General features: G+C 72.0%; 30 protein-coding genes, 2 tRNA genes, 1 other RNA gene and 2 pseudogenes. 17 read left to right on the top strand and 18 right to left on the bottom strand.

Annotated elements, in window-relative coordinates:
• From GTY56_RS20395 to GTY56_RS20365, 8 genes are all read right to left on the bottom strand, one after another.
• A partial coding sequence (locus GTY56_RS20395; protein WP_161366787.1) for an RNA polymerase sigma factor SigF occupies positions 1–858 on the bottom strand: 858 nt, incomplete at its 3' end.
• Positions 859–1,126: 268 nt separating this feature from the next.
• The gene (locus tag GTY56_RS20390) at positions 1,127–1,984 is read right to left on the bottom strand and encodes a SigB/SigF/SigG family RNA polymerase sigma factor (protein WP_161366786.1); all 858 of its coding nucleotides are present in this window, start codon (positions 1,982–1,984) and stop codon (positions 1,127–1,129) included.
• A 189-nt stretch (positions 1,985–2,173) separates the two neighbouring features.
• Entirely contained in the window at positions 2,174–2,467 is a 294-nt protein-coding gene (locus GTY56_RS20385; RefSeq protein ID WP_107456581.1) for a Dabb family protein, read from the bottom strand.
• Positions 2,467–2,643, bottom strand: a complete 177-nt coding sequence (locus GTY56_RS40000) for a hypothetical protein (protein ID WP_202510481.1) — start codon at positions 2,641–2,643, stop codon at positions 2,467–2,469. The genes GTY56_RS20385 and GTY56_RS40000 overlap by 1 nt, the downstream gene beginning before the upstream one ends.
• Positions 2,644–2,759: 116 nt before the next feature.
• Positions 2,760–2,844: transfer RNA gene (locus tag GTY56_RS20380), tRNA-Ser, on the bottom strand.
• Between the two features lie 45 nt (positions 2,845–2,889).
• Positions 2,890–3,321 carry a tRNA adenosine(34) deaminase TadA gene (tadA, locus tag GTY56_RS20375; protein ID WP_161366785.1) on the bottom strand — a complete coding sequence of 144 codons (432 nt, stop codon included), beginning with the start codon at positions 3,319–3,321 and terminating at the stop codon, positions 2,890–2,892.
• Between the two features lie 56 nt (positions 3,322–3,377).
• Positions 3,378–3,920: a tRNA adenosine deaminase-associated protein gene (locus tag GTY56_RS20370; protein ID WP_161366784.1), complete on the bottom strand. Its 543-nt coding sequence runs from the start codon at positions 3,918–3,920 to the stop codon at positions 3,378–3,380.
• A gap of 276 nt (positions 3,921–4,196) precedes the next feature.
• Positions 4,197–4,430: a hypothetical protein gene (locus GTY56_RS20365; protein WP_161366783.1), complete on the bottom strand. Its 234-nt coding sequence runs from the start codon at positions 4,428–4,430 to the stop codon at positions 4,197–4,199.
• Between the two features lie 132 nt (positions 4,431–4,562).
• On the opposite strand from GTY56_RS20365, the gene upp reads away from it, so the two are divergent.
• The gene (gene upp / locus GTY56_RS20360) at positions 4,563–5,198 is read left to right on the top strand and encodes a uracil phosphoribosyltransferase (protein WP_062927788.1); all 636 of its coding nucleotides are present in this window, start codon (positions 4,563–4,565) and stop codon (positions 5,196–5,198) included.
• Positions 5,199–5,212: 14 nt separating this feature from the next.
• Here the strand turns inward: upp and GTY56_RS20355 are convergent, their stop codons facing one another.
• From GTY56_RS20355 to GTY56_RS20335, 5 genes are all read right to left on the bottom strand, one after another.
• The gene (locus GTY56_RS20355; protein ID WP_161366790.1) at positions 5,213–5,830 is read right to left on the bottom strand and encodes a LytR C-terminal domain-containing protein; all 618 of its coding nucleotides are present in this window, start codon (positions 5,828–5,830) and stop codon (positions 5,213–5,215) included.
• A 121-nt stretch (positions 5,831–5,951) separates the two neighbouring features.
• A complete protein-coding gene (locus GTY56_RS20350; protein ID WP_003999914.1) occupies positions 5,952–6,248 on the bottom strand; it encodes a type II toxin-antitoxin system VapB family antitoxin in 297 nt (98 codons plus the stop codon).
• A gap of 599 nt (positions 6,249–6,847) precedes the next feature.
• Entirely contained in the window at positions 6,848–7,180 is a 333-nt protein-coding gene (locus GTY56_RS20345; protein ID WP_346345525.1) for a hypothetical protein, read from the bottom strand.
• A 722-nt stretch (positions 7,181–7,902) separates the two neighbouring features.
• Positions 7,903–8,496: an HhH-GPD-type base excision DNA repair protein gene (locus tag GTY56_RS20340; RefSeq protein ID WP_161366782.1), complete on the bottom strand. Its 594-nt coding sequence runs from the start codon at positions 8,494–8,496 to the stop codon at positions 7,903–7,905.
• Between the two features lie 36 nt (positions 8,497–8,532).
• Positions 8,533–9,255, bottom strand: a complete 723-nt coding sequence (locus GTY56_RS20335) for a siderophore-interacting protein (RefSeq protein ID WP_161366781.1) — start codon at positions 9,253–9,255, stop codon at positions 8,533–8,535.
• 98 nt (positions 9,256–9,353) lie between these two features.
• On the opposite strand from GTY56_RS20335, the gene GTY56_RS20330 reads away from it, so the two are divergent.
• The 4 genes from GTY56_RS20330 (at position 9,354) to GTY56_RS20315 (ending at position 14,484) form a co-directional block, all read left to right on the top strand.
• Positions 9,354–11,441 carry a penicillin acylase family protein gene (locus tag GTY56_RS20330; RefSeq protein WP_161366780.1) on the top strand — a complete coding sequence of 696 codons (2,088 nt, stop codon included), beginning with the start codon at positions 9,354–9,356 and terminating at the stop codon, positions 11,439–11,441.
• Positions 11,434–12,042: a GNAT family N-acetyltransferase gene (locus GTY56_RS20325; RefSeq protein WP_161366779.1), complete on the top strand. Its 609-nt coding sequence runs from the start codon at positions 11,434–11,436 to the stop codon at positions 12,040–12,042. The genes GTY56_RS20330 and GTY56_RS20325 overlap by 8 nt, the downstream gene beginning before the upstream one ends.
• A complete protein-coding gene (locus GTY56_RS20320; protein ID WP_161366778.1) occupies positions 12,039–12,533 on the top strand; it encodes a cupin domain-containing protein in 495 nt (164 codons plus the stop codon). Before GTY56_RS20325 ends, GTY56_RS20320 begins: the two co-directional genes overlap by 4 nt.
• A gap of 121 nt (positions 12,534–12,654) precedes the next feature.
• Positions 12,655–14,484: a copper resistance protein CopC gene (locus GTY56_RS20315; RefSeq protein ID WP_161366788.1), complete on the top strand. Its 1,830-nt coding sequence runs from the start codon at positions 12,655–12,657 to the stop codon at positions 14,482–14,484.
• Here the strand turns inward: GTY56_RS20315 and GTY56_RS20310 are convergent.
• Entirely contained in the window at positions 14,384–15,370 is a 987-nt protein-coding gene (locus GTY56_RS20310) for a DUF72 domain-containing protein (RefSeq protein WP_161366777.1), read from the bottom strand. The two genes, GTY56_RS20315 and GTY56_RS20310, sit on opposite strands and share 101 nt — an antisense overlap.
• Before the next feature lie 148 nt (positions 15,371–15,518).
• On the opposite strand from GTY56_RS20310, the gene GTY56_RS20305 reads away from it, so the two are divergent.
• The 3 genes from GTY56_RS20305 to GTY56_RS20295 are packed head-to-tail and all read left to right on the top strand — an operon-like array spanning position 15,519 to position 18,968.
• Positions 15,519–17,996 carry a SpoIIE family protein phosphatase gene (locus GTY56_RS20305; RefSeq protein ID WP_161366776.1) on the top strand — a complete coding sequence of 826 codons (2,478 nt, stop codon included), beginning with the start codon at positions 15,519–15,521 and terminating at the stop codon, positions 17,994–17,996.
• Positions 17,997–18,009: 13 nt separating this feature from the next.
• The gene (locus GTY56_RS20300) at positions 18,010–18,465 is read left to right on the top strand and encodes a DUF4383 domain-containing protein (RefSeq protein ID WP_161366775.1); all 456 of its coding nucleotides are present in this window, start codon (positions 18,010–18,012) and stop codon (positions 18,463–18,465) included.
• 17 nt (positions 18,466–18,482) lie between these two features.
• Entirely contained in the window at positions 18,483–18,968 is a 486-nt protein-coding gene (locus GTY56_RS20295) for an MSMEG_6728 family protein (protein ID WP_161366774.1), read from the top strand.
• 273 nt (positions 18,969–19,241) lie between these two features.
• On the opposite strand, the gene GTY56_RS20290 is transcribed toward GTY56_RS20295, so the two are convergent.
• Positions 19,242–19,463, bottom strand: coding sequence for a hypothetical protein (locus GTY56_RS20290; protein WP_033309764.1), 222 nt, complete (start codon positions 19,461–19,463; stop codon positions 19,242–19,244).
• Between the two features lie 123 nt (positions 19,464–19,586).
• Here GTY56_RS20290 and GTY56_RS20285 point away from each other — a divergent pair, with 123 nt between their 5' ends.
• From GTY56_RS20285 to GTY56_RS20275, 3 genes are all read left to right on the top strand, one after another.
• On the top strand, positions 19,587–19,820 hold the full coding sequence (locus tag GTY56_RS20285) for a DUF8825 domain-containing protein (protein ID WP_161366773.1): 234 nt from the start codon (positions 19,587–19,589) through the stop codon (positions 19,818–19,820).
• A gap of 44 nt (positions 19,821–19,864) precedes the next feature.
• Positions 19,865–20,089: a hypothetical protein gene (locus GTY56_RS20280; protein WP_107456597.1), complete on the top strand. Its 225-nt coding sequence runs from the start codon at positions 19,865–19,867 to the stop codon at positions 20,087–20,089.
• A gap of 61 nt (positions 20,090–20,150) precedes the next feature.
• A complete protein-coding gene (locus tag GTY56_RS20275) occupies positions 20,151–20,495 on the top strand; it encodes an amphi-Trp domain-containing protein (protein ID WP_161366772.1) in 345 nt (114 codons plus the stop codon).
• Positions 20,496–20,674: 179 nt separating this feature from the next.
• Here GTY56_RS20275 and GTY56_RS20270 read toward each other — a convergent pair whose 3' ends face one another.
• On the bottom strand, positions 20,675–21,220 hold the full coding sequence (locus GTY56_RS20270; protein ID WP_161366771.1) for a hypothetical protein: 546 nt from the start codon (positions 21,218–21,220) through the stop codon (positions 20,675–20,677).
• Positions 21,221–21,483: 263 nt separating this feature from the next.
• Positions 21,484–21,957, bottom strand: a complete 474-nt coding sequence (locus GTY56_RS20265; protein ID WP_161366770.1) for an ArsI/CadI family heavy metal resistance metalloenzyme — start codon at positions 21,955–21,957, stop codon at positions 21,484–21,486.
• 79 nt (positions 21,958–22,036) lie between these two features.
• On the opposite strand from GTY56_RS20265, the pseudogene GTY56_RS20260 reads away from it, so the two are divergent.
• The 4 genes and pseudogenes from GTY56_RS20260 to GTY56_RS41595 form a co-directional block, all read left to right on the top strand.
• Positions 22,037–22,446: pseudogene (locus GTY56_RS20260) on the top strand (ArsR/SmtB family transcription factor).
• Positions 22,447–22,469: 23 nt separating this feature from the next.
• Positions 22,470–23,543, top strand: coding sequence for an ACR3 family arsenite efflux transporter (gene arsB / locus GTY56_RS20255; protein WP_161366769.1), 1,074 nt, complete (start codon positions 22,470–22,472; stop codon positions 23,541–23,543).
• Positions 23,536–23,955 carry an arsenate reductase ArsC gene (locus GTY56_RS20250; RefSeq protein WP_161366768.1) on the top strand — a complete coding sequence of 140 codons (420 nt, stop codon included), beginning with the start codon at positions 23,536–23,538 and terminating at the stop codon, positions 23,953–23,955. The genes arsB and GTY56_RS20250 overlap by 8 nt, the downstream gene beginning before the upstream one ends.
• 3 nt (positions 23,956–23,958) lie before the next feature.
• Positions 23,959–24,222 (top strand): annotated as a pseudogene (locus tag GTY56_RS41595) (site-specific integrase); the annotation flags it as partial.
• A 5-nt stretch (positions 24,223–24,227) separates the two neighbouring features.
• Here the strand turns inward: GTY56_RS41595 and GTY56_RS20245 are convergent.
• Positions 24,228–24,315: transfer RNA gene (locus GTY56_RS20245), tRNA-Ser, on the bottom strand.
• A gap of 73 nt (positions 24,316–24,388) precedes the next feature.
• Here GTY56_RS20245 and ffs point away from each other — a divergent pair.
• Positions 24,389–24,483, top strand: an RNA gene (ffs, locus tag GTY56_RS20240) — signal recognition particle sRNA small type.
• 48 nt (positions 24,484–24,531) lie between these two features.
• The coding region (locus GTY56_RS20235) for a DNA polymerase III subunit gamma and tau (protein WP_161366767.1) at positions 24,532–26,073 on the top strand (1,542 nt) is incomplete at its 3' end.

Here is a 26,073-nt window from a genome sequence, read left to right as displayed (position 1 = left end):
CAGCAGCCGGGAGACGTGCATCTGCGAGATGCCGACCTCCTCGCCGATCTGCGACTGCGTCATGTTCGCGAAGAACCGCAGCATGATGATCCGCCGCTCACGGGGCGGCAGCTTCGCCAGCAGCGGCTTCAGGGACTCCCGGTACTCCACACCCTCCAGCGCGGTGTCCTCGTAGCCCAGCCGGTCCGCCAGCGACCCCTCGCCGCCGTCGTCCTCCGGTGCCGGCGAGTCCAGTGAGGACGCCGTGTAGGCGTTCCCCACCGCCAGCCCGTCGACGACGTCCTCCTCGGACACGCCCAGCACGGCGGCGAGTTCGGTGACCGTCGGCGAGCGGTCCAGCTTCTGCGAGAGCTCGTCACTGGCCTTGGTCAGAGCGAGCCGCAGCTCCTGCAGTCTGCGCGGCACCCGCACCGACCACGAGGTGTCCCGGAAGAACCGCTTGATCTCCCCGACCACCGTCGGCATCGCGAACGTCGGGAATTCGACGCCCCGTTCGCAGTCGAACCGGTCGATCGCCTTGATCAGCCCGATCGTGCCGACCTGGACGATGTCCTCCATCGGCTCGTTGCGGGACCGGAACCGCGCGGCGGCGTACCGCACGAGCGGGAGGTTGAGCTCGATGAGCGTGTCACGGACGTACGCACGCTCGGGGCTGTCCTCGTCGAGCGCGGCCAGCCGCAGGAACAGGGAGCGGGACAGGGTGCGGGTGTCGATGGCGCCCGCAGCCGGAAGGACCGGGACGGGCTCGGCCGGGAGGGCCGGTACGTCATCGATGGGGCCGAGTGAGTCGAGAGCATGGGGAGCTGTCTCGCTCTCCGCGAGCGTGAGCACCTTCGAGCTGCCCTGTTCTGCGGACATGCCACCCCCTTTGGGTCGCGGGACGGTCGCGGCGAACGCCCCCGCTTGAGGGACGCAGCCTTCACCTGAATACCGGAGCCGGAGCTCTGGCAAACGCGCTTCCCGCAGAATGTCACATGTCGGCAACACGCTGTAGTGACATGTCGACATCTGAGACGCGAATACGCCCTGCAAACAAGGGGTCTGACGGCTTTTCGGCTCTCAACTGTCGGCAACCGCCCTGATGAGCGATTCCCTCCTCGCGGTGACCTCTCGCTCGCGTTTGCGGTTACGCGTCAATGCGGTTCGCAGACCGCAACCTCTGGAAGCTACGCGCGAGTAGCCGCGACACGTGCATCTGCGAGACGCCGAGCTCGGCGGAGATCTGGGACTGCGTGAGATTGCTGTAGTACCGCAGCAGCAGGATCCGCTGCTCCCGCTCGGGCAGCTGAACGAGCAGGTGCCGTACGAGATCCCGGTGCTCCACGCCGTCCAGCGCGGGGTCCTCGTAACCGAGCCGGTCCAGCAGGCCCGGCAGCCCGTCACCCTCCTGTGCGGCCTCCAGGGAGGTCGCGTGGTACGACCGTCCGGCCTCGATGCAGGACAGCACCTCGTCCTCGGTGATGCGCAGCCGCGCGGCGATCTCCGAGGTCGTCGGGGTGCGCCCGAAGGAGGTCGTCAGGTCCTCCGTCGCGCTGTTGACCTGCACCCACAGCTCGTGCAGCCGACGCGGCACGTGGACCGTGCGGACGTTGTCGCGGAAGTACCGCTTGATCTCGCCGACGACCGTCGGCATCGCGAACGTAGGGAACTGCACGCCCCGGTCCGGGTCGAAGCGGTCGATGGCGTTGATGAGCCCGATGGTGCCGACCTGGACGACGTCCTCCATCGGCTCGTTGCGGGAGCGGAACCGGGCGGCCGCGTAGCGCACGAGCGGGAGATTGGCCTCGATGAGTGCCCCGCGTACGCGGTCGTGCTCCGGGGTGCCCGGCTGGAGTTCCTTGAGCTGTGCGAAGAGGACCTGGGTGAGAGCGCGGGTGTCGGCCCCACGGCTCCGCTGGGGAGCGGGCGGGGCGGTCTCCGCGGTGTCCGGGGTTTCCGAGGTGGGTGCCTGAGGCGCGGTACTGGCCAGCACGGTCAACTCCACCTCGTCATCGTCAACTCATCGTTCAACTCTTCCATCAAAAGCGGTCATAGCATCACAAGACATGTGCACTGTGTGCAAGCACCCCATAACTACGTGTTGAGGGGTGAATCGCGCATAAATGAACTCACGTCACACAAAAGCCCCCTGTCGCACTGACAGGGGGCTCGAAGGGGCCGGGCCGGCCGGGCGTCAGAACTCGTAGTCCGCGATCACCCACGTGGCGAACTCCCGCCACAGCGCGACGCCGGCCTGGTGGTCCGGGTGCTCCACGTATCGCCGCAGCGCGTCCGCGTCGTCGAAGGCGGAGTTGATGGCGAAGTCGTAGGCGATGGGGCGGTCGCTGACGTTCCAGCCGAGCTCCCAGAAGCGGATCCCGGGGATCGTGCCCTCCAGTGCGCGGAAGGCCTCGACGCCTTTCACGACCCGGGCGTCGTCGCGCTCGACGCCCTCGTTGAGCCTGAAGAGCACCAGATGGCGGATCATCACTTTCCTCCCTTGGCGACCCAGGTGGCGAAGTCGCCGAGGGCCCCGGCGGCGTCCGATATGCCCTGGAACCCTATAAGGACGTAGTCGGCCGCCGTCCTCGGGTCCGTGATGATCACGTACAACGCGAAGACCACGAGGGCGTAGACGGCGACCTTCTTCGCGTTCACCGCCATCGCGGCCTCCCCTGTCACTGGCGTCCCATGCAGCGCACATGATCGCACGAAGGGCCGAGCACACGAAGAGGCCGAACGCACGAAGGGCCCCGTCTGACGACGGGGCCCTTCTCCAGCGGTAGCGGAGGGATTTGAACCCTCGGTGACTTGCGCCACACTCGCTTTCGAGGCGAGCTCCTTCGGCCGCTCGGACACGCTACCGAGGGAGACCTTACAGCAAGGAGCCGCATGCTTTGAAATCGGTATTCAGCGGCCCCGGAAGAACGCCGTGAGCAGCCCGGCGCACTCTTCGGCGAGCACGCCCTCGATCACCTCGGGCCGGTGGTTGAGCCGCCGGTCGCGGAGGAGGTCCCAGAGCGAGCCGGCGGCGCCGGCCTTCTCGTCGCGGGCGCCGTAGACGAGCCGGTCCACGCGGGACTGCTGGATCGCGCCCGCGCACATGGTGCAGGGTTCCAGCGTGACCACGAGGGTGCAGCCGGCGAGCCGCCAGGCGCCGAGGGCGGCCGCGGCCCGCCGCAGGGCGAGGAGCTCCGCGTGGGCCGTCGGATCACCGCCGGCCTCGCGTTCGTTGTGCCCGGCCGCGAGCACGGTCGCGCCGTCCGGGGCCAGGACGACGGCGCCGACGGGGACGTCCCCGCCCCGGACGGCCTCCGCGGCCTCGTCCAGGGCGAGCCGCATCGCGGGACGCCAGGGGTCGCGGACCGGATCCGGCGGCCCCGCGGTGGCACGACCGGTCAGCGGACGGTCTCCAGGGTCTCCGAGGCGCCCAGGGACTCGGCGATCTCGGTGACGGCGTCCGTCGACATCAGGCGCAGTTCCTTCTCGCTCACGCCGAGGTCGTCCAGGATCAGGGCGTCGCCGACCGGGCCGTGCGGCACGGACTCGGCGGAGCCGGCGGCCCCGGCGCCGTCCTCGGCGTCACCGTCGTCCTCGTCGGATTCACCGTCCTCGGTGCCGTCGAGGTCGAGGGCGTCGAGGTCGTCCCCGTCGTCCGGATCGCGTCCCAGCAGCTCGTCGGTGAGCAGGATCTCGCCGTAGCTGCTGCGGGCAGCGGCGGCGGCGTCCGAGACGTAGATGCGAGGGTCCTCCTCGCCGTCCACGCGGACGACGCCGAACCAGGCGTCCTCCTGCTCGATGAGCACGAGCACCGTGTCCTCGTCGGGGGAGGCTTCACGGGCCAGGTCGGCCAGATCCGACAGGGTCTCCACATCGTCGAGCTCTGTGTCGCTCGCTTCCCACCCGTCTTCGGTGCGCGCGAGCAGTGCGGCGAAGTACACCGTGACTCTCCCACTGGTCTGAGGCGTGCCGGTTGGGGGTCCCCCCGGCGGAGGTTACGGGCGGGGAGTGCTCGTCCGAGCCCCACCCACTCGGAATCGTGGCAGAAACAAGGCGTTCAGGGGACGTCTTCGGCTCCCTGTGTTGGGCAGTTCTCTTTGCACGCCCGTTGCTGCCACCTGCGGATCGTACGCGGCTTTGCCCCGCTCCACGCACGGTCACCCGCGACAATCTCCGCGCGGTTCGTGATCTTTGCCGGGGGTTTTCCCACCCGTTTCCTACCAGCGGAAGGTGCGCATGCGCATGGCGTGCCGCAGCCGGGCCGTCTTGGCGCGGCGCGGCTGGACGCGGTCGCGCAGCGCCCGGGCCTCCGCCAGATCACGCAGGAACCGGGCGCGACGCCGGCGGCGCTCGGCGTCGGACTCGTCGGTCCCGTCCGTCCGGTCGGGCGTCAGGCCCGTCCCCGGCCACATGCGCGGCAACGGATCGTCTCGGAGTTTCCGGTCCGGCATCAGATTCACCACCCCTATTCCGTCCCTTCCGCCTTCCCCCGGACGGGCCGTTTGACGCCGGCGACCCGGTGACCGCCGCACGGCGGGCTTGCCGTGCGGTCCGGAGTACCCCACCCGGTTAATGTTGTGGACATGCGTCTCCACGTCGTCGACCACCCTCTGGTCGCCCACAAGCTCACCACGCTGCGCGACCAGCGCACCGACTCCGCGACCTTCCGCCGTCTCGCCGACGAGCTGGTCACCCTGCTCGCCTACGAGGCCACGCGTGACGTGCGCACCGAACAGGTCGACATCCAGACGCCGGTCGCGCGGACCACGGGCGTCAAGCTGTCCCACCCGCGCCCGCTGGTGGTGCCGATCCTGCGGGCCGGGCTCGGCATGCTGGACGGCATGGTCCGGCTGCTGCCGACCGCCGAGGTGGGCTTCCTCGGCATGATCCGCAACGAGGAGACGCTCCAGGCCTCCACGTACGCGACGCGGATGCCGGAGGACCTGTCGGGGCGTCAGGTGTACGTGCTCGACCCGATGCTCGCCACCGGCGGCACGCTGGTCGCGGCGATCCAGGAGCTGATCCGGCGCGGCGCCGACGACGTGACCGCCGTGGTGCTGCTGGCCGCCCCGGAGGGCGTCGAGATCATGGAGCGCGAGCTCGCGGGCACGCCGGTGACGGTCGTGACCGCCTCGGTCGACGAGCACCTGAACGAGCACGGCTACATCGTCCCGGGCCTCGGAGACGCGGGGGACCGGATGTACGGGGCCGCCGAGTAGGCCGGACGGGTCCCTCAGCAACCCTTCTTCGTCGTGGGCGCCGGCTCGGGCGTGGCCAGCTCGGTCAGCGCCCGGTCGGCGTCCGGCTTTTTCGCCAGCTCCTTGAAGCCGTCCCCGATGACGAGGTCGACGGCGGCGCCCTTGCGGGCCGCCTCGGTACGCCGTTCGGCGCCCGGGAGCTGGGTGCCGAGCACGGGCAGTGCGGTGTCGAGCGCGGCGGCGGGGCCGAGCAGCAGACCGGTGCCCTTGACCTTCTTGTCGTACTGCTGGGGCGCGTTGCCCACGTCGCCGATCTTGAAGCCGCGCTTCTTGAGCTCGTCGGCGGTCTTCTTCGCCAGGCCCGCGCGGGTGGTGGCGTTGAGCACGTTGACGGTGATCGTGCGCGGCTGGGGCACGGGCTTGGCGCTGGGCGAGGGGCTCGCCTTGGTCGTGGTGCCGCAGTCCGTCCCGTCGCCGGCCGCCGAAGCCTTTCTGCCACCGCCGGTGAAGACGTCGATGAGCTGCAGCGTGCCCCAGCCGCCCACGCCGAGGACGACGACGGACGCGACGGTCAGGACGACGAGCCTGCCGCGCCGCCGGGGCCGGCGCATCCGGGGGTACTTGTTGCCCTTGATGCGGTACTTGCCGCCCATGCCGGGGGGAGTCAGCATGCTCATGAGCGCAGCGTAGTGCGCCCGGGCGACGATGCCTACTAGATGATCATTCGACGTCGCCCAGCGGAACCCGAAAGGGCCAACCCGCGACCGGCGGGGATCAGTCCAGTTCGAGCACGCGTGCGTGCAGCACCTGGCGCTGCTGGAGTGCCGCCCGCACCGCGCGGTGCAGACCGTCCTCCAGGTACAGGTCGCCCTGCCACTTCACGACGTGCGCGAAGAGGTCGCCGTAGAACGTGGAGTCCTCGGCGAGCAGTGTTTCCAGATCGAGCTGACCCTTGGTCGTCACGAGCTGATCGAGGCGGACCGGGCGCGGCGCGACGTCCGCCCACTGCCGGGTGCTTTCCCGGCCGTGGTCGGGGTACGGCCGGCCGTTTCCGATGCGCTTGAAGATCACACGGAAAGCCTACCGGTCAAGACCTTCCGGGCGCAGCCATGGCGAGCGAGTGCGACGCCGAAAAAATCAATACAACGCGGTACGAACCGGGAACAGGTACGTGAATATGCCGGTCCGCGACCATCGCCTTCTCCGGTCCTGCTCTCCATCCCGGGCCGCCGGGCGCGCGGGTCGGGTGGGCCCGTTGGGAAGTCCTTGGGGCCGCACCGGCTCACCCGTGTCGCTCCGGCTCCGCGAAGAACCCGGACGCGCCTGCGCCGACCGTGCGCCTGATTCCCCCGAAAGGGGCCGCGGGGGAGCGGGTGGCCGGGAGCGGCGTCCTCAGGCCGTCGGCCCGGTCGTGGGGACGGCGGAGGCGTGGTGCCTCCGCCGTGCGCGTGCGTCAGCCGCGGTCTCTTCCCTGCCCCTGTCCCGGTCCCTTCGGCGGCTGCGGCGGCTTCCGGGTGTCCGGGCGGGGCTTGGGGGCGCTGCGGGCGGCTTCCGCGCGCAGGAGGGCGCGCATGACCGCGTACGGGTCTTGGAGCATGGCTGGGTTCCTCGTCGTTCCTCGTCGTTCTGGTTCCGTGCGGGACGGACGGACCGGGGCCGGGCCGGTCCTGTCAGCAGCGCAGGACCTCGGAACGCAGGGGACGGGAGTCGTACGGCGGGTCCGCCGGTACGGGCAGGGGGAGCCGTGCGGTGTGGGCGGGCCCGGGGACCGGCGCGGAGGCCGGCGGAGCGGCGGTGCGGCGCACGGCCCGGGCCGGTGGGCGCAGGGCGGTGTCGAGGAAGTCGCACTCGACGGTGGTGCTCTCCCCGGAGACGGTCGCTGTCGGGCCCGTCACCGCCTCGGCGTGGGCGCCCGGCACGAGCAGGGCGAGCAGCAGGACGAGCACGCGCAGCCAGATGTGCCGGCGGGGGCGGCGGGTTTCCGGCTGCGGTTCGTGGCTCACGGGACGTCATTCCCCCCGCCGTACGCCCGGCTCATCCCGCAGACCGGGAGATCCGCCCGCTCGGCCCAGGCCGGCGAGGACCCGGGCCGAGGGCGCGGGGCGTCGTATGTCGGAGGCGTCGTGCTCCGGGCCCCAGGGGGAGCCGTCGGGTGGCTCGCTCATGGTTCATGCTGGGATCGCACCGCAGGCAGCCGCCACCTGAGCCGGGCCGGCCGAATGACGCCGGCGCGCCGGGGCCCGGGGTGCGTGCCCGGGTGCTTGCCGCTGCTCGGGGATGCCCGGTGGGGCCAGGACTCGGTGCCCTGCTTGCCGGTACGTCGGGGGCAGGAGCCATGCCCCGCACCCGGCCGCGTCGCGTTCCGGTTCGGGACTGCGCCGGCGTCTCCCGTGCTCGCTGCTTGCCGGTGGTTCCGGGCGAGCCTGTGGTCCGCGCTCGTGGCCGGACGCCCGGTGCCCGGGAGTCGGCTCAGGTGCGGCCGCGTGCTCGCCGCTTGCCCGGTCCTCGGCGCTTGCCCGGGTCCTCGGCGGGCGAGCCGGGAAGGCGGATGCCCGCATCGGCACGCTCCGCCGTCGGCGGCCCTTCGTGGTGCGGTCGGCCGGTGTTCGGGGTCACCTTCCGGAGGCCCTTTCGCGGTCCGGCCGGTTGGTGCTCGCGTCCACCGCCGGAGGCGCGCGCGGGCCGGCCGGTGTCCGCGGCCACCCGCCGGAGGCGTGCGCGGCCGCTACTTTCCGGTGCTCCTGGACGCCTTGGCCGCTGCCTTCATCTCCTGCTTGTGGGCCCGTACCTTGACCAGTGATTCGGGGCCGGTGATGTCGGCGACCGAGCGGAACGAGTCCGGCTCGCCGTAGGAGCCCGCGGCCTCTCGCCAGCCCGTGGGCCGCACCCCGAGCTGCTTGCCGAGGAGGGCGAGGAAGATCTGGGCCTTCTGCTTGCCGAAGCCGGGCAGTTCCGCGAGCCGCTTCAGCAGGTCCTTGCCGGTGGCGACGTCCTTCCAGACGGCCTCGGCGTCACCGTCGTAGTGCTCGACGAGGTACTGGCACAGCTGCTGGATCCGCTTGGCCATGGAGCCCGGGTAGCGGTGCACCGCCGGTTTCCGGGAGAGCAGCGCGGCGAAGGCCTCCGGCTCGTGCGCGGCGATCTCGTGCGCGTCCAGGTCGTCGCCGCCGAGCCGCTGGGCGATCGTCGCCGGGCCCTTGAACGCCCACTCCATCGGGACCTGCTGGTCCAGCAGCATGCCGACCAGCGCGGCGAGCGGGCTGCGGCCGAGCAGCGCGTCGGCCTCGGGATCCTGGGCGAGGTGAAGGGTGACGTCCATGCCCCGATCATCCCCCGGCGCGGGCCCGGCCGCCGCTCAGGTCGCCCGCCAGTACCCCAGCGCGTGCACCCGCTGCTTGGGCAGGCCCAGTTCCTTGCGGACGTACGCCCCGAGGGCCCGGGTCGTCGCCGTGTCGCAGGCGATCCAGACGTACGGGTCGGCCGTCTTCCCGAGCAGGCCGGGCAGGTCCGCCTTCACCCGGTCGACGAGGTGCGCGCCGGAGTCCTGGCGCGGCACCTTGCGCAGCTCGTGCCGGTCCGGGTCGGTGCGGAACGGCAGGTCGTCGTCGCCGCCCTCGAACCAGACGGTGGCCGGGGCGGAGCCCAAGGCGTCCAGGAGGGAGTTGATGGCCGGGAGCGAGGCCGGGTCGCCGACGGCGAAGACGTGCGAGGGCGCGGGGCTCGGGTGTTCGAAGCCGGTGCCCTGGACGGTCGCCTCGATGGTGTCGCCGGGCTTCGCCGCCCGGGCCCAGTCACTGGCGCACCCCTCGTGCAGGGCGAACTCCAGCTGGAAGGTGCCGGCCTCGGCGTCCGGGTCGACCAGGGTGTAGGCCCGCTGGTGCGGCTTGCCCGCGTTGTCGAACCACAGCCGTACCCACATGGTGGGGTGCACTCCGGTCGCGGCGAGCAGACCGCCGTCGGTGAAGCGCAGCCGCCGGTAGTCCGGGGTGACCTCCTCGACGTCCGTCACCGTGAACTCGAAGTCCTTGCCGCGCAGCAGTCTGAGGACCGCGCCCTCCCAACCCCGCCCCTGCCCCATCGCTTTTCCGCCCCTTCGCGTACGATTCCGGCCACAGCTGTGACTTAGGCAAGCCTAACCTAAAGAACATTCGACCTGAAGGAAAGAGGAGACCCGGCGTGACCACCGAGATCTACCGTGATGCCTGGGGCATTCCGCATCTGCGCGCGGGCAGCGCGGCCGGACTCGCCCACGCCCAGGGCCTCGTCACCGCCCGCGACCGGGCCTGGCAGCTGGAGGTCGAGCGCCACCGGGCGCAGGGCACCTCCGCGTCGTTCCTCGGCGGAGGCGCCCTGGCCTGGGACCGGTTCGCCAGACGGGCCCGGCTCGACGACACCGCCAGACGCTGCTTCGCGGACCTGGAGAGACGGGACCCCGAAACGGCGCGGTGGGTGCGCGCATACGTCGACGGGGTCAACGAGGGTCTGGCCGGCAGCACCGCCCCCGAGTTCGCCCGCACCGGCCTCACCCCCGGCCACTGGGAGCCCTGGACCCCGCTCGGCGTCTGGCTCGCCACCCACATCCTCTTCGCCGGGTTCCCCGCCAAGCTCTGGCGCGAGCAGGTCGCCGCCCACCTGGGCACGGACGCCATCGGTCTCTTCGCCGCCGACGGCCCCGGCACCTCCGGCAGCAACGGCTGGCTGGTCTCCGGCGAGCGGACCGTCACCGGGCGGGCGGTCATCGCCGGGGACCCCCACCGCTGGATCGAGGACCCGGGCGTCTACCAGCAGATCCACCTGTCCTGCCCGGAGTTCGACGTCGTGGGCCTGGCCGTCCCGGGTGTCCCCGGCATCGCCCACTTCGGGCACACCGGCACGGTCGCCTGGGCCATCACCAACGCCATGTCCGACTACCAGGACCTCTACCGCGAGCGGCTGCGGCGCACCGGCGCCGGGGTGGAGGCCCTCGACCCGGACGGCAGCTGGCGCCGGGTGGCCCGGCACACCGAGACCGTCGAGGTGGCGGGCGAGGACCCGGTCGAGGTCGAGGTGATCGAGACCGGCCGCGGCCCGGTGATCATCGGCGGCCCCGAGGGCCTGGACGGCGACCCGGCCGACCCCTCCGGCCTGCCCGTGGCGATCAGCCTGCGCTACCCGCCCCGCGTCACCGGCGACCTCGGCTTCGCCGCCCTGCTGCCGCTGCTGCGGGCCCGCCGGGTCGCCGACGTGGACCGGGCCTTCGACCAGTGGGCCGAGCCGGTCAACGTCGTCCAGGCCGCCGACACCGAGGGCGGCGTCCTGCACCGCGTCGCCGGGCGGGTGCCGCTGCGCGCCGGGAGGAACTCCCTGCGGGTGGTGCCCGCCTGGGAGCCAGGACACGAGTGGCGGGGCTGGCACCCGGCACCGCGCGCCGGGCTCACCGACGGCGTCGCCGTCATGGCCAACCAGCGCGGCCCGGCCGCACCCCTCGGCGTCGAGTTCGCCCCGCCGCACCGCGCCGACCGCATCACCGCGCTGCTCGCCGGCAAGGAGCGCTGGTCCGCCGCCGGCATGCCCGCGATCCACATGGACACCCATCTGGCGTCCGCGGCCCCCCTCCTGGACCGCCTCGCCGCCCTCGACGACCTCACCCCCGAGGCCGCCGTCCTCCGGGACCGGCTCCTCGGCTGGGACCGCCGCATGGACGCAGGCAGCGCCGACGCCGCCCTGTACGCGGCCGTGCGCGCAGCGGTCGTACGGCATCTCGCGGCGCACCCCGCGTTCGCCGCGCTCACCACACCACCGGTGTACCCGGAGGTCTTCCAGCCCTGGCTGGCCCTCGTCCCCCGGGTCGGCTTCGCCCTCGAACACCTGCTGCGGGCCGGGGAACTGTTCGGCGTCGACCGCCCGGCGGCCGTCCGCGCGGCGATCGAGGAAGTGGCCCTGCGCCCGCCGGCCGGTGTCTGGGGCGACACCCACCGCCTCGCCCCCTGGCGTGCGCTGGAGCCGGAGCAGCCGTACGACGAACCGGGGCTGTCCGGCGACCACGACTGCGTGCTGTGCACCTCGGGCGTGCCCGGCCTCACCGACCGCGCAGCCCGCGGCCCGGCCGCCCGGTACGTCTGGGACCTGGCCCGGCGCGAGGACAGCCGCTGGGTCGTCCCGCTCGGTGCCTCGGGCGTCCCCGGCTCGCCCCACCACCGCGACCAGCTCCCCCTGTGGCTCGCCGGAGACCTCGTCCCGGTCGTCACCGACTGGACCCAGATGAAGAAGGAACGCGATGTCTGACCCCTACGCCTCCCGCACGCCCGTCCACGAACAGGTGGTCGACGGCTTCGGCACCGTCCGCGTCCTGCCGCTCGACCCCGGGGCCGACGCCGCCGTGATCCACCGCTGGGTCGGCGAGGAGCGGGCCGCCTTCTGGGGCATGACCGAGCTGACCGAAGAACAGGTCGCCGCCGTCTACGCCCACATGGCCACGCTCGACACCCACCACGCCCACCTCGTCGTCCGGGACGGCGAGCCGGTCGCGCTCCTGCAGACCTACGAGCCGGAGGCCGACCGGGTCAGCGAGTGCTACGACGTCCGCCCCGGCGACATCGGCGTCCACCTGCTGCTCGCCCCCGCGGGGCCGGGCGGCGGACAGCCCGGCTGGACCGCCCGGCTGGTCGCGGTCATCGCCGCGTACGTCCTGCTCGGGCTGGACCGCCGGCGGGTCGTGGTCGACCCGGACGTGCGCAACGAGAAGGCGGTCACCCGTTTCCTCGGACTCGGCTTCGCTCCGGGCCCGGTGGTGGTCCTGCCGGAGATCGACCTGCCGGACGTGTACCTGCCGGAGAAGAAGGCACAGCTCGCGTTCCTCGACCGGGAGCTAATGTTCCCCGGGTGACCCCCGAGGACCTCATCGCCCACTACGGCCTGGAGCCCATCCCGAGCGAGGGCGGCCTCTTCCGCCAGACCTGGGCCGGGCCCGAACGCCCCGACGGCAGGCCGGAGGGCACGGCGATCGTCGCGCTCCTGACGGCGGACGACTTCTCCGCCCTCCACCGCCTGCCGACCGACGAGATCTGGCACTTCTACCGGGGCGACCCCCTGGAGCTCCTCCTGCTCGCCCCGGACGGCACCGCGCGAACGGCGGTGCTCGGACCGGATGTCCTGGGGGGCCAGCACGTGCAGTTCACGGTTCCGGCGGGCACGTGGATGGGCGGCAGGGTGGCAGCGGGCGGCTCTTGGACCCTCTTCGGCTGCACGATGGCCCCGGGCTTCACCTTCGCGGGCTACGACCACGGGGACGCGGCGGAGCTGACCGCACGTTATCCGGCGGAGGCGGCCCGGATCGCGCGACTGTCCCGGCCTGCCCCTCGGCCGCCATCCCGTTGAGCGCTACACGGATCCCGTCCGTACATAACCGGAGCCGTCCAGCCCGACCCCGGAGAACCACGTGGACCAACGGCGGAACGAGGATCGCCATGCCGGACAGCCCCGGCGTTTCCGAGCCCTGGTGCTGCTGGGCACCGTGCTGGTCCTGCTCCTCGCCGGAGCAGCCCCCGCCTCCGCCCACGCCGCCCTGCGCGGCACCGACCCGGACGACGGGTCCCTCGTCCGGCAGGCCCCCCGCCACATCACCCTGACCTTCACCGAGTCCGTGGGCCTGCTCGACGACTCCTTCCGGGTGTTCGGCCCCGACCAGCGCCGGGTCCACACCGGCGAGGCCACGCACGCGGACGGCCGCTCCGACACGGCCCGGGTCGGCCTGCCCGGCAAGCTCGCCGAGGGCACCTACACCGTGGCCTGGCGGGTCGTCTCCGCCGACAGCCACCCCGTCTCCGGTGCCTTCAGCTTCTCCGTGGGGAAACGGTCCGCGACCACCGGCCAGATCGACATGGGCCCGGCCGAGGACCCGCTCACCCGCGGCCTCTACGACGCCGCCCGCTACCTCGCCTACCTCGCCGCCGCGCTGCTCGTCGGCACGGCGGCGTTCGCGCTGCTGTGCCGTCCCGCGCACACCGCCCCGCTGCGCCGGCCGCTGGTGGCGGCCTGGTGGACGCTGCTGGGATCGACGGCCGTCCTGCTCCTGCTGCGCGCCCCCTACGAGGCGGGCACGGGCCCGGCCGCGGCCTTCGACGGCTCCGCCCTCGGCCGCACCCTGACCGGCCGCCCGGGCCTCGCCCTGCTCGCCCGGCTGCTCGTCCTCCTGCTGACGGCCGCGTTCCTGATCGGGCTGTCCAGGCGCCGCGACACCGTGAAGCGGCCCGTCGCCCTGGCGATCGGCACGGCCCTGGCCGCGGCGCTGGCCCTGACCTGGGCGGCGGCCGAGCACGCCTCCGCCGGGATCCAGGTGCCGGCGGCGATGACGTCGTCCGTGGTGCACCTGCTGGCGACCGGCGTGTGGCTGGGCGGCCTCGTGGCGCTGCTGCTGACCCTGCGCCGCTCGCCCGGCGACGACCTGGTGGAGGTCGTGCCCCGCTTCTCGCGGATCGCTTTCACCTCGGTGACCGTCCTGGCCGTCACAGGCCTCTACCAGTCCTGGCGCGGCCTCGGCTCCCTCCCCGCGCTGACCGGCACGTCGTACGGCCGTCTGCTGCTCGCCAAACTGGCCGGGGTGGCCGTGCTGTTGCTGGTCGCCGGCTACTCGCGGCGCTGGACGGCGCGGATCGCGGCGCCGGCCGCCGCGGCCCGGGCGGCCGTGCCGGCACCGGTCCCGCAGCCGGTCGGCGGGCCGTCCGGGGGCCGTGAAGCCGCCGCGGAATCCGGGGCACCCGGCCCCGGACAGACGCCCGGGGAGCCGGAGTCGCCCGACGGCCCGGTGCAGCCGACAGCCGGGTCCGGCGACCCGGGCGTCCGGCGCCGCCTGCGCCGCTCCGTCCTGGTCGAAGTCGCCGTCGCCGCCGTGGTGCTGCTGATCACGACCGTGCTCACGGGAACCCTTCCGAGCCGGGCCGAGGCCGAGGCGGCCCAGCAGGCCCCGGTGGGCGCGCTGCCGCCCACGACAGAGATCACCGTGCCCTTCGACACGGGCACGGATTCCGTGACCGGAAGCGGAAAGGTACTGATCACCCTGGACCCGGCCCGCGTTGGCGAGAACGGAATGCAGGCCGTCGTCTACGGCTCCGACACGGGCCTGGTGGCGGTCCCCGAGGTCCGCATCACCTTCACCCTGCCCTCCCGCGAGGTCGGCCCGATCGACGCCGAACTCGTTGACCGGGGCGGCTACTGGAGCACCAACTCCGTCAACCTGCCGCTCGCCGGGGACTGGACGATGAAGACGACCGTGCGGGTGTCGGACCTGGACCAGGTGTCGGTGGAACGCCGGGTGCGGGTCGAGCCCTAGGCAACCGCGCCGCCGTCGGCGGGGCGTCGTCCGCCGGCCGGTCCTCGTCGAGGAGCCGTGCCATCGTCTCGGCGGCGCTGACGGCGGCGTCGCCGCAGCAGTTGTTGAACAGGACGTGGACCTGCTCGGTCCGCTCGGCCAGCCGGCGCACCCGGGGCAGCCACTCGGCGAGTTCGTCCTCGCCGTACACGTGGCGGAACCGGTCCTCCTTGCTGCCGGTGCCCCAGGCAGTGTTGCGGCCGTGGAAGCGGACGACGGACAGCCGGGGCGAGGTGACGGGCGTGACCGGCGGGACGGAGGAGGCGAGCCGCTGCGTCATGTCGACGGCCACCGCGGCCATGCCGTGCCGGGAGAGCAGCGCGCACGTCGCCTCGGCCTGCCCCGGCTTCCACCAGGAGGGGTGGCGGAACTCGACGGCGATCGGCCAGCCTCCGGTCCGCTCGGCGCATTCCCGCAGGAACACCTCCGCCCGCTGCCCGGGCCGGAACCACGGCGGGAACTGGAACAGCACGCTCCCGAGCCGCCCGGCCTCCCGCAGCGGCTCGATGCCGGCCGTGAACCGGGCCCACACCTGATCCAGCACCGCCGGGTCCCGGTGCTCCGCCCGCAGCCCGTCCGGCATCACCGCGTCCCGGGTGGGATGCCCTGTGAGCAGCGAGAACGCCTTCACGTCGAACACGAACCCGTCCGGCGTCCGCTCGGCCCACAGCCGGCTGTTCCGCTCGCCCGGCAGCGCGTAGTACGAGGCGTCGACCTCGACGACACCGAACCGCTCGGCGTAGTGCCGTAACCGCCCCTCGGCGTCCCGTCGGCCCGGGGGATACCAACCGCTGCCGACCAGTGCCCGGTCGGTCCAGGAACACGTGCCCACCAGGATCTGACCCATGGGGGAGCGGTTACCCGGGCCGGGCGGCGGCAGGCTCCGTTTCCGGGCGTGGTCCTCACGGTGAGAGCCGACCCGATCGGGGTAAGCAGGTGATATCTACGCATATCAGGGGTTATGGCCGATTCCCCCGAGAGTGAGATGACCGATCATGGAGCAGCCCGCCACCGTCGGCCGGGCCACCCGGCCGTCCGGCGAAGAACCCGAAGCCCTCGACGCCCTCGTCGGCGGAGCCCTCACGGCGCGTGTCGCCCTCGACGAGCACGGCGTGGTGACCGGCTGGAACGCGGGCGCCGAGCGGCTCCTCGGGTACTCGGCCGGGCAGCTGACCGGCCGCCGTGCCGCGGATCTGCTGGCCGAGCCGATCCCGGTGCGGGGCGGTCTGCCCACGCTCGCCGGGCTGCCCCGCTGGAACGGCGACGTCGCCCTCCGGCACCGCGACGGCCGGCAGCTGACGGTCGGGATCGTCGCCCACCACAGACCACCCGGCGCCGACGCCCCCGCCTGGCTCGTCGTCTCCGCCCTGACCGGTCGGCAGCCCCCGGACGGCCTCGACGAAGCCCTCGTGAGCTGGAGTTTCGCCCAGTCCCCGTGCTGCGCCCAGGCGATCTACGACACCCGGCTGAGACTGCGCCGGGCCAACGCCGAGATGGAGCGCGCCACGGCGCTCACCGAAGAGGAGATGCGCGGCCTGCGCGTCTGCGAGATCGTCGACGACGACGCCGGTCTGCGGGCGGAACGCACCATGGCCCGGGTCCTGCGCACCGGCGAGCCGGCGTACGAGGAGAACTACCTGCGCGCGCCCGGCGAAGGCCATGAGCACGCCTGGTCGGTCTTCATGTCCGCGCTGCGCGACCACGAGGGCACCATCCGGGGCGTCTGCTTGTCCGCGCACGACATGACGGAGCAGTTCTGGGCCCGCAAGCGGCTCCAGCTGATCGCCGAGGCCGGCCGGCGCATCGGCGGCACGCTCGACGTGACGCGCACGGCCCAGGAGCTGGCGGACGTGACCGTCCCGGTCCTGGCCGACTTCGCCAGCGTCGATCTGCTGGCCGTGCTGGACGACACACGCGAGCCGCCCGCGCAGCCGGTTCCGGCGGACGGGCCGCTGCTGCTGCGCCGGGCAGCGCTTCAGTCGGTGACGCCGGGCGCACCGGAGGCCGTCGTGGCGGCCGGCGCGGTGGACTCCTACCCGGCGGGCTCGATGCCCTTCGAGAGCCTGCGCACCGGACGGCCCACCCTGTACGAAACCACCGACACGGCGTTCACCGCCTGGCTGGCCCGCGATCCGGCCCGCGCCGCCCGGGTCCGGGCGTTCGGCATCCACTCCGTGATGGCCGTGCCGCTGGTCGCCCGCGGCAGCACCCTGGGCGTCGCCTTCTTCGTCCGGCACCGCAATCAGGAGGCGTTCCAGCAGGACGACCTGGTGCTGGCCGGAGAACTGGCCGCCCGGGCCGCGGTCAGCATCGACAACGCCCGCCGCTACACCCGCGAGCGCGCCACGGCGGTCACGCTCCAGCGCAGCCTGCTGCCGCAGCGGCTGCCGCGGCAGGCGGCCGTCGAGGTCGCCTCCCGCTACCTCCCGGCGGGCGGGCACGCCGGTGTCGGCGGGGACTGGTTCGACGTCATCCCCCTCTCGGGGGCGCGGGTGGCGCTGGTCGTCGGAGACGTGGTCGGCCACGGCCTGGTCGCGTCGGCGACCATGGGGCGGCTGCGTACGGCGGTCCGCACGCTGGCCGACATCGACCTGCCGTGCGACGAGCTGCTGACCCACCTCGACGACCTGGTCGCCCGTCTGAACCAGGAGGAGGAGAGCGACGGCGAGGAGGCGGCGGCCTTCACGGGGGTCTCGGGCGACGTCGGGGCCACGTGCCTCTACGCCGTCTACGACCCGGTGACGCGGCACTGCTGCTTCGCCGGGGCCGGGCATCCCGTGCCGGCCGTGGTCGGCCCCGGCGGCACCGTCGACCTCGTCGGGCTCCCGGCGACGCCCCCGCTCGGCGTGGGCGGCCTGCCGTACGAGTCCACCGAGGTCGTCCTCCCCGAGGGCAGCCTGCTCGCCCTCTACACCAACGGTCTGATCGAGACCCCCGACCGGGACCTCGACACCGGCGTCCACCGGCTGCGGGAGGCCCTGGCCCGCCCGGCGGGCTCGCTGGACGCCTTGTGCGACACGGTCCTCGCCGATCTGCTGCCGCAGCGCCCGGCCGACGACGTGGCGCTGCTCATCGCCCGTACCCATGCGCTCGACGCGCGGCAGGTCGCCACCTGGGCGGTGCCGTCCTACCCGTCCGCGGTCGCGCAGACCCGTAAGGACGTGGTGGCGCAACTGGAGCGGTGGGGGCTCTCCGACGCCGTGTTCGTCACGGAGCTGGTCGTCAGCGAGCTCGTCACCAACGCCATCCGGCACGCCCAGCCGCCGGTTCAGCTCCGCCTGATCCACGACAAGACCCTGATCTGCGAAGTGTCCGACGGCGGCAGCACCGCTCCCCACCTGCGGCGCGCCCGCACCTTCGACGAGGGCGGCCGCGGCCTGCTCCTCGTCGCCCAGCTGACCGAGCGCTGGGGCACCCGTCAGAGCGCCACGGGCAAGACCATCTGGGCGGAACAGACCCTGTCCCCCGCGTGAGGAGCCACCGGCCATGACCACACCCATGTCCCACCGGGCCGCCCGCGCCCCCGTCCAGCAGGCCGCCATGCTGCTCGGCCTCGTCTTCCTGGTGGTCGGCGTGCTGGGCTTCATCCCGGGCATCACCACCGACTACGGCTCGCTGGAGTTCGCCTCCCACGAGTCGGGCGCCGAACTGTTCGGCCTGTTCCAGGTCTCGATCCTGCACAACCTGGTGCACCTGGCGTACGGACTCGCCGGGCTGATCCTCGCCGGCACGGCCGCCGGGGCGTACTCGTACCTGCTGGTCGGCGGCGCCGTCTACCTGGTGCTGTGGGTGTACGGCCTGTCCGTGGGCCACGACAGCGACGCCAACTTCGTCCCGCTGAACACCGCGGACGACTGGCTCCACTTCGTCCTGGGCATCGCCATGATCGGCCTGGCCCTCGCCCTCGGCCGGCGGCGCGGCACGCGCACCGGCGCACGGTAAGGAGCACCGGCGACCGCATGCAGACCTTTCTGCCCTACCCGGACTTCCGCACGACGGCCCTGTCCCTCGACCGCCGTCGGCTCGGCAAGCAACGCGTCGAGGCCCTACAGGTCCTGCGCGGCCTGGTCGTCCCCGGCTACGGCTGGCGCCGCCACCCGGCCGTGAAGATGTGGCTCGGCTACGAGGAGGCGCTGGTCCGCTACGGCCTGGAGATCTGCCGCGTCTGGCGCGAACAGGGCCACCAGGACACGTGCGCGGCGACGCTCGTGGCCGATCTGGCGGCGGCCCGGCCCCATGCCCCGATCCGCGACCAGCCGCAGCTCGCCGACGAGGGTGAACTCCCGCCCTGGCTGGGCGACGACCCCTTCCACGAGAGCCACCGCTCGGCCCTGGTCCGCAAGGACCCGACGACCTACGCGTCGCTCTTCCCCGGCGTGCCGGACGACTTGCCGTACGTCTGGCCGGCGTCGGACCGCGGGACCGGACCGGACGGCGAGGCCTGACCGGGCCGTAGAGGGGAGTTAGGCGGCCCTGCGGCGCGCCGGACGCCTGGTCGCGGCGGGCTGCTCCGGCAGGTCCTCGACGAGAGGGAAGGTTTCGTCCTCCCCGAAGTCGGGGGCCTGGAAGGGATTGGTCGCCGGGGGCGGCGACGCCGCGCTGGAAAGGCTCGGCTGCCCTTCCACGGCGGAGAACAGCGAAGTCGGTTCGATGAGAGGTCTCTTTTCGGTTACTGGCCCGAGGCCGGGCCAGGGGTGCCCCGACCGGGCACGGAGGTCCTACAGCTTGGTCATCTTGGCGTAGGGGCTCAGGATCCGCATCTGCGCCGAACCGAAGTCGACGAGCGCGGCGATCCCGTCCTCGATGCCGATGACCCGGCCGAGCCCGTACATGTCGTGCGTGACCTGGTCACCCACGGCGAAGTACTTGGGAGCGGGGGCGACCGGAGCCTTGAAGGGGCTGGTAGGCAAGTGACGCTTGTGAGCAGCAGGCTTAGTCATTGGCCTCAGTATGCGCCTACTCGGGCCTGTTGCGCTGCGGCTGTCCACGTCCGGTGCCCGAACCGAGACCTCGGAGGAGCGTTGCACTGGCTCGAAAAATCGAACACATGATTGAATTCGGCCATGCGAACGTTTCCCGACGACCTCGTCCGGGCGCAACGCGAGTGGAGTGCCACCTACCGGCAGCTCGCCGATCGGCCCGGCCGCACCGAGCTGCGCCGGCGCCTGTACCGGCTGTCGGCGCAGGCGTTCTTCCACCCCTACTGGCAGCAGCGACGGCCGAGTCCCGCGGCCTGGTGGGAGCTGCGGGAGCTGGGGCGGAGGGCCGGGGGCGTCAGCGAGCGGCTCCCTCGATGACGCGCCGGCCTGCGGGACCGTACGTCCCGGACGATCCTGAAGGCATGTCCGGACCGATTCGTGTGATCGTGCATCCGCCGTCGCCCTCGGGCGGCCGGCGCGTCCGCGTGGACGGCGAGATCCTCGGCCTCGCCCACAACGTCGTCGACGTCGCCGAATTCCTCCGCCGCGCCGGACTGGAGATCGACCCGGCGGACGTGGCGGAGGTGCCGTGGATCGACTGGCGCGGGGTGGGGCCCGAGCACTGGGGTCCGGAGGCGGGTGGCTGACCCACGGGTCCGCGCATCCCGCCAAGACGGGTTTGTCCACCCTTTTCCTCTGGAGGACCCCATGAAGGACCTCACGTTCGAGCAGAAGCGTTCCCTGTCACGCCACGAGGCCGCCGACCAGCTCACGGCCCTCGCGGACGCCCTCAGGGAGGGCGGGGACGCCGAGCTGGACCTCGGCCCCGGGACGCTGGGCCTCCGGATCCCCGACGACCTCCAGAGTGAGCTGGAGATCGAGATCGGCGGCGGCGAGATCGAGCTGGAGATCGAACTGAAGTGGAAGACCGCCCCTCGGCGGGCCACGCCCCCACGGACCGGGACCGGCACCGAAACGCCCAAGCGGAAGAACACCCCCACCCCTGCGGGACGAGGCAGGAGCACGAAACGGTCCACCGCGAAAAAGGCGTGAGCGTTCGGCGGATCCAACCCGGACGGAGCCACTCGGCCCCCTTGTTTCTCCCTGGTCAGGGGGCGTCGTGGCTCGGGCCGGCGAGCCGTGTCCGCTCCACGTCACCTGGCGCGGCCCTGGCGGTCGGCGTCAATCGCCGGGGCGTTCAAGCATGTTCCTGCCGATCCCGTTCCTGTCGATCAGGTGCCCGCGCCTTCGGTGGTCGGCAGGAGTGCGGCCGATTCGGCGTCGTCCGGGCGGTGGGCCGCCTCGGCCGCCTTGCGCAGCACGGCACGGTCGACCTTGTCCACATCAGCGATCAGGTGAACCAGCACGCCGTCGTCGGGCACCGCGTATGCGTGGCTGTCACCGGCCTTGCGGTACCAGGCGTCGCCGTCGCGCTCACAGGAGACCTGCTTCTTCGACACCTCGCCCAACGGCTGCTTGGGGCAGCTCTCCGCCGTCATCGTGCCACGCCCCACGAAGAGGCCGAACCTGCTGCCGGCCTTTTCGGACAGATACGCCGCAGCGAACTCGCCGTTGTACGTGCCGACCGACTCCTGGGACACGGTGCAGCCGGAGACCTCGGTGACGTAGACGAGTTCCGGCGCGACGCCCCAGTCGCTCGCGGCGGCGGCAAGATCGGCGCTGTCGGCGGCCGCACCACCGCTCTCGTCCGCGCCGCACCCAGTGAGGAGAACCGGCAACAAGAGGAGAGGGAGCAGCGCACGCACGGGTCGCAACATGCGCACATCTTTCGCATGGGCATGCCACAGTCACAAGCGTTTTCTGGATGCCCGCACCCACATCTCCGGGGGCATGCCGCCACCACCGTGGCGGAGGTCGCCGAGGGGAAACGGAGACGGACAGCGTCGAACTCGTGAGGGGCTGCCCCCAACACGCTTCCACTCCGGTGGTGGCTGGATGGACGCACATGAACGGTGGTGACCGTCGCTGACTGAGACGGAAACCGAGACGGACCGGCACCCGGCCGGTCAGGCCGTTCGCATCACTGGCCGCATGCACATCCAGCGACCGCCGGGGCGTCCTCGGTCGCCTGGCTGGTGCAGCAGGCGTCCCCGGCGGCGTCGGGGTCGGTGCTCTTGCCGAGGTTGTCGGCGTCGGCCTTCACGACGTAGACCTCCCAGGGTTCCTTACCGGGGCCGTGGACCCACACCTTGTCCTGGAGGGCGTAGCAGCAGGAGGTGTCGTTCTCCTCGAAGGTGGCCAGACCGGCGTCCTTGAGCCGGGTGGTGGCGGCGTTGACCTGGTCGGTGGACTCGACCTCGACGCCGAGATGGTCGAGACGGGTCTCCTCGCCGGGCGTGCCCTCGATGAGGACGAGCTTGAGTGGGGGCTCTGTGATGGCGAAGTTGGCGTACCCCTCGCGACGCTTGGCCGGTTCGGTGCCGAACAGCTTCGAGTAGAAGGTGATCGACGCTTCGAGGTCGCTGACGCGAAGGGCGAGCTGAGCGCGAGACATGGCACGACTCCCAACGGGTTGCATTGATGTCTGTCGATGCAACATTGCGCTCTGAATCGAAGGATGTCAACATAGAGAAATGTCGAATCAAGAATTCGTTGTGCTGGGTCAGGACGATGCGGCCGGCAGTTGCTGCCCGGCGCGCTGCTCACGACCCCCCTGGACGAGGGCCAGGCGGTAGAGCTGGCCAAGGTGTTCAAGGCCTTGGGTGATCCAGTGCGGCTGCGTCTGCTGTCGATGATCGCCTCACGTGCGGGTGGCGAGGTCTGTGTATGTGACCTGACCCCGGCGTTCGACTTGTCCCAGCCGACGATCTCCCATCACCTCAAGCTGCTCCGGCAGGCCGGGCTGATCGACTGCGAGAGGCGAGGGACTTGGGTCTACTACTGGCTGGTCCCGGAGATGACCGACCGGCTTGCCGCGATCCTGACCCGTCCGGCAGGAGAATCACTCCCCGACCGCACGGCGTCTGCCGGGGCCGCCTCGTGAGCACTGCCGCCGCTGAAGGGAACGTGGCGGGACGCCTGTCCTTCGTCGACCGCTACCTGGCTGTCTGGATCCTCGCGGCCATGGCCGTGGGGCTCGGCCTGGGGCGCCTGGTCCCGGGCCTGGGTGACGCGCTGGCCAAGGTGACGGTGACGGGCGTGTCCCTGCCGATCGCCCTGGGCCTGCTGGTGATGATGTACCCGGTGCTGGCCAAGGTCCGCTACGACCGCCTCGACACCGTCACCAGCGATCGCCGCCTGTTGCTCCCGTCCCTCTTGCTGAACTGGGTCGTCGGCCCGGCGCTCATGTTCGCCCTGGCCTGGCTGTTCCTGCCGGACCTGCCCGCTTACCGCACGGGCCTGATCATCGTCGGCCTGGCCCGCTGCATCGCCATGGTCATCATCTGGAACGACCTGGCCTGCGGACACCGCGAAGCCGCCGCTGTCCTGGTTGCCCTCAACTCCGTCTTCCAGGTGATCGCCTTCTCGGCGCTGGGCTGGTTCTACCTCTCCGCCCTGCCCGGTTGGCTCGGCCTGGAACAGACCGGCCTGAACGTGTCGGTGTGGGAGATCGCCCGCAGCGTGCTCATCTTCCTCGGCATCCCGCTCGCGGCCGGTTACCTCACCCGCCGCATCGGCGAGAAGACCAAGGGCCGCACCTGGTACGAAGCCAAGCTCATCCCGCGCATCGCCCCCTTCGCCCTCTACGGCCTGCTCTTCACCATCGTCATCCTCTTCGCCCTGCAAGGCGACGCGATCACCTCACAGCCGCTGGACGTCGCCCGCATCGCCGTGCCGTTGCTGGTCTACTTCGCCGTCATGTGGGCCGGGTCCATGGCCCTGGGACGCGCTGTGGGTCTGGACTACTCGCGCGCCACAACGCTGGCCTTCACCGCTGCGGGCAACAACTTCGAGCTGGCCATCGCCGTCGCCATCGCGACCTTCGGAGCCACCTCCGGCCAGGCACTCGCCGGCGTCGTGGGCCCCCTCATCGAAGTGCCCGCACTCATCGGCCTGGTGTACGTCGCCCTGTACGCGCGCCGCTACTTCACTGCCCCAGCCGCCGCCCCCGCACCTCAGGAAGACGCAGCCCATGTCTGACACCACCATCCCGTCCGTCCTGTTCGTCTGCGTGCACAACGCCGGACGCTCGCAGATGGCCGCCGCCTTCCTCACCCATCTCGCGGGCGACCGCGTCCAGGTCCGCTCCGCAGGCTCCGCCCCCGCCGACACCGTCAACCCCGCCGTGGTTGAGGCCATGGCTGAGGCGGGCATCGACATCACGGCCGAGGTGCCCAAGGTGCTCACGGTGGAAGCGGTCCAGGCGTCCGACGTCGTCATCACGATGGGCTGCGGGGACACCTGCCCCGTCTTCCCCGGCAAGCGCTACCTCGACTGGGAACTCACCGACCCGGCCGGTCAGGGTGTGGAAGCGGTTCGCCCGATCCGCGACGAGATCGAAAAGCGCATCCGCGGCCTGGTCGACGAGATCGTCCCGGCGGGCCAAGCATGAGTCCCACAGGCACCGTTCACCGACTTCCCCGTCTGGAAGCGGCTCCTGCGGGACGCAGGCGTGCGGGACGGCCGTCTCCATGACGCTCGCCACACCGCAGCGACCGTGCTCCTGGTCCTCGGCGTCGACCACGCTCCGCAAGGGCGCGCAGCAAGTCGGCGACGCGCTGTGGGAGCCCCAGGAAACCGACTGAGACGGAAACCGAGACGGACAACGTCGAAGGGCCCCACCGCGAACGGTGGGGCCCTTCGACATCGTGCCCGGTGAGGCACTGGCGGAGGATACGAGATTCGAACTCGTGAGGGGTTGCCCCCAACACGCTTTCCAAGCGTGCGCCCTAGGCCTCTAGGCGAATCCTCCGCTGGGAACATTACATGACCGAGAGGAGTGCTCGCGAACTCGTTCACCGCCCCCGACATCAGGTAACCTTGGCGCAGCCCCTCACGCGGCGCTATCTGACTGAACTCCCCCAGGGCCGGAAGGCAGCAAGGGTAGGTCGGCTCTGGCGGGTGCGTGGGGGGCGTCTGCGTTCCCGGGCCGGGCCCGATGTCAGTGGGCGCCTATAACCTCGTATGCGTGTCGTCTCTCGCTCTGTACCGCCGCTACCGCCCCGAGACCTTCGCCGAGGTCATCGGGCAGGAGCATGTCACCGACCCGCTGCAGCAGGCGCTGCGGAACAACCGGGTCAACCACGCGTACCTGTTCAGCGGGCCGCGTGGCTGCGGCAAGACGACCAGCGCCCGCATCCTGGCCCGCTGCCTGAACTGCGAGCAGGGACCCACACCGACGCCCTGCGGTGAGTGCCAGTCCTGTCAGGACCTCGCGCGCAACGGCCCCGGCTCCATCGACGTCATCGAGATCGACGCCGCGTCCCACGGTGGCGTGGACGACGCCCGTGACCTGCGGGAGAAGGCCTTCTTCGGGCCCGCCCGCAGCCGGTACAAGATCTACATCATCGACGAGGCCCACATGGTCACGTCGGCCGGCTTCAACGCGCTGCTGAAGGTCGTCGAGGAGCCGCCGGAGCACCTCAAGTTCATCTTCGCGACCACCGAGCCCGAGAAGGTCATCGGGACGATCCGGTCCCGGACCCACCACTACCCCTTCCGGCTCGTCCCCCCCGGCACCCTCCGGGAGTACCTCGGACAGGTGTGCCAGAAGGAGACGATCCCGGTCGAGGACGGCGTGCTCCCGCTCGTGGTGCGGGCCGGCGGTGGGTCCGTGCGTGACTCGATGTCCGTCATGGACCAGCTCCTCGCGGGCGCCGCGGCGGACGGTGTGACGTACACCATGGCCACCGCCCTGCTCGGATACACCGAGGGCTCCCTCCTCGACTCCGTCGTCGAGGCCTTCGCCACCGGCGACGGAGCAGCGGCCTTCGAGGTCGTCGACCGTGTGATCGAGGGCGGGAACGACCCCCGCCGCTTCGTCGCCGACCTCCTGGAGCGGCTGCGCGACCTGGTGATCCTGGCCGCCGTCCCGGACGCGGCGGAGAAGGGGCTCATCGACGCCCCCGCCGATGTGATCGAGCGCATGCAGGCCCAGGCCGGCACCTTCGGCCCCGCGGAGCTGAGCCGCGCCGCCGACCTCGTCAACGAGGGCCTGACCGAGATGCGCGGCGCCAACTCGCCCCGTCTCCAGCTCGAACTGATCTGCGCCCGCGTCCTGCTCCCCGCCGCCTACGGCGACGAGCGCTCCGTGATGGCCCGCCTCGACCGGATCGAGCGCGGCGTGAACTACTCCGCGGGCGGCCCGTCCGGCATGCCCGCCATGGGATACGCGCCCGGCCCGGAGGGCCATGGGGGAGCCACTCCCGCTCCCGCTCCGGCCCAGACGGGTGGCGGCGGTCCGCTGCCTGCGGGCGGCGGCCCGGCTGCGGCCCGTGCCGCGGTCCGTGGGACCGGAGCACCGGCCGGCAGCGGTGGCGCCATGACCGGCAGCGGCGGCGGCCCTGCGGCGGCCGCGCCCGGCTCCGTCCCTCCGGCGGCGGGTCAAGGCGTGCCCCAGTCGCCGCCGGTCCAGAGCGCGCCGCCGTCGGCACCGACCGCCCCGCCCCCGGCGCACGCCGGCCCCGAAGCAACCGGCGCCCCCGCCCCGGTCCCCGGCCAGGAGCCCCAG

The organism is Streptomyces sp. SID5643, assembly GCF_009872555.1.
Lineage (GTDB): Bacteria > Actinomycetota > Actinomycetes > Streptomycetales > Streptomycetaceae > Streptomyces > Streptomyces iakyrus.
Note: the sequence above shows the minus strand (reverse complement) of the source record. Positions and strands in the feature narration are given on the sequence as shown.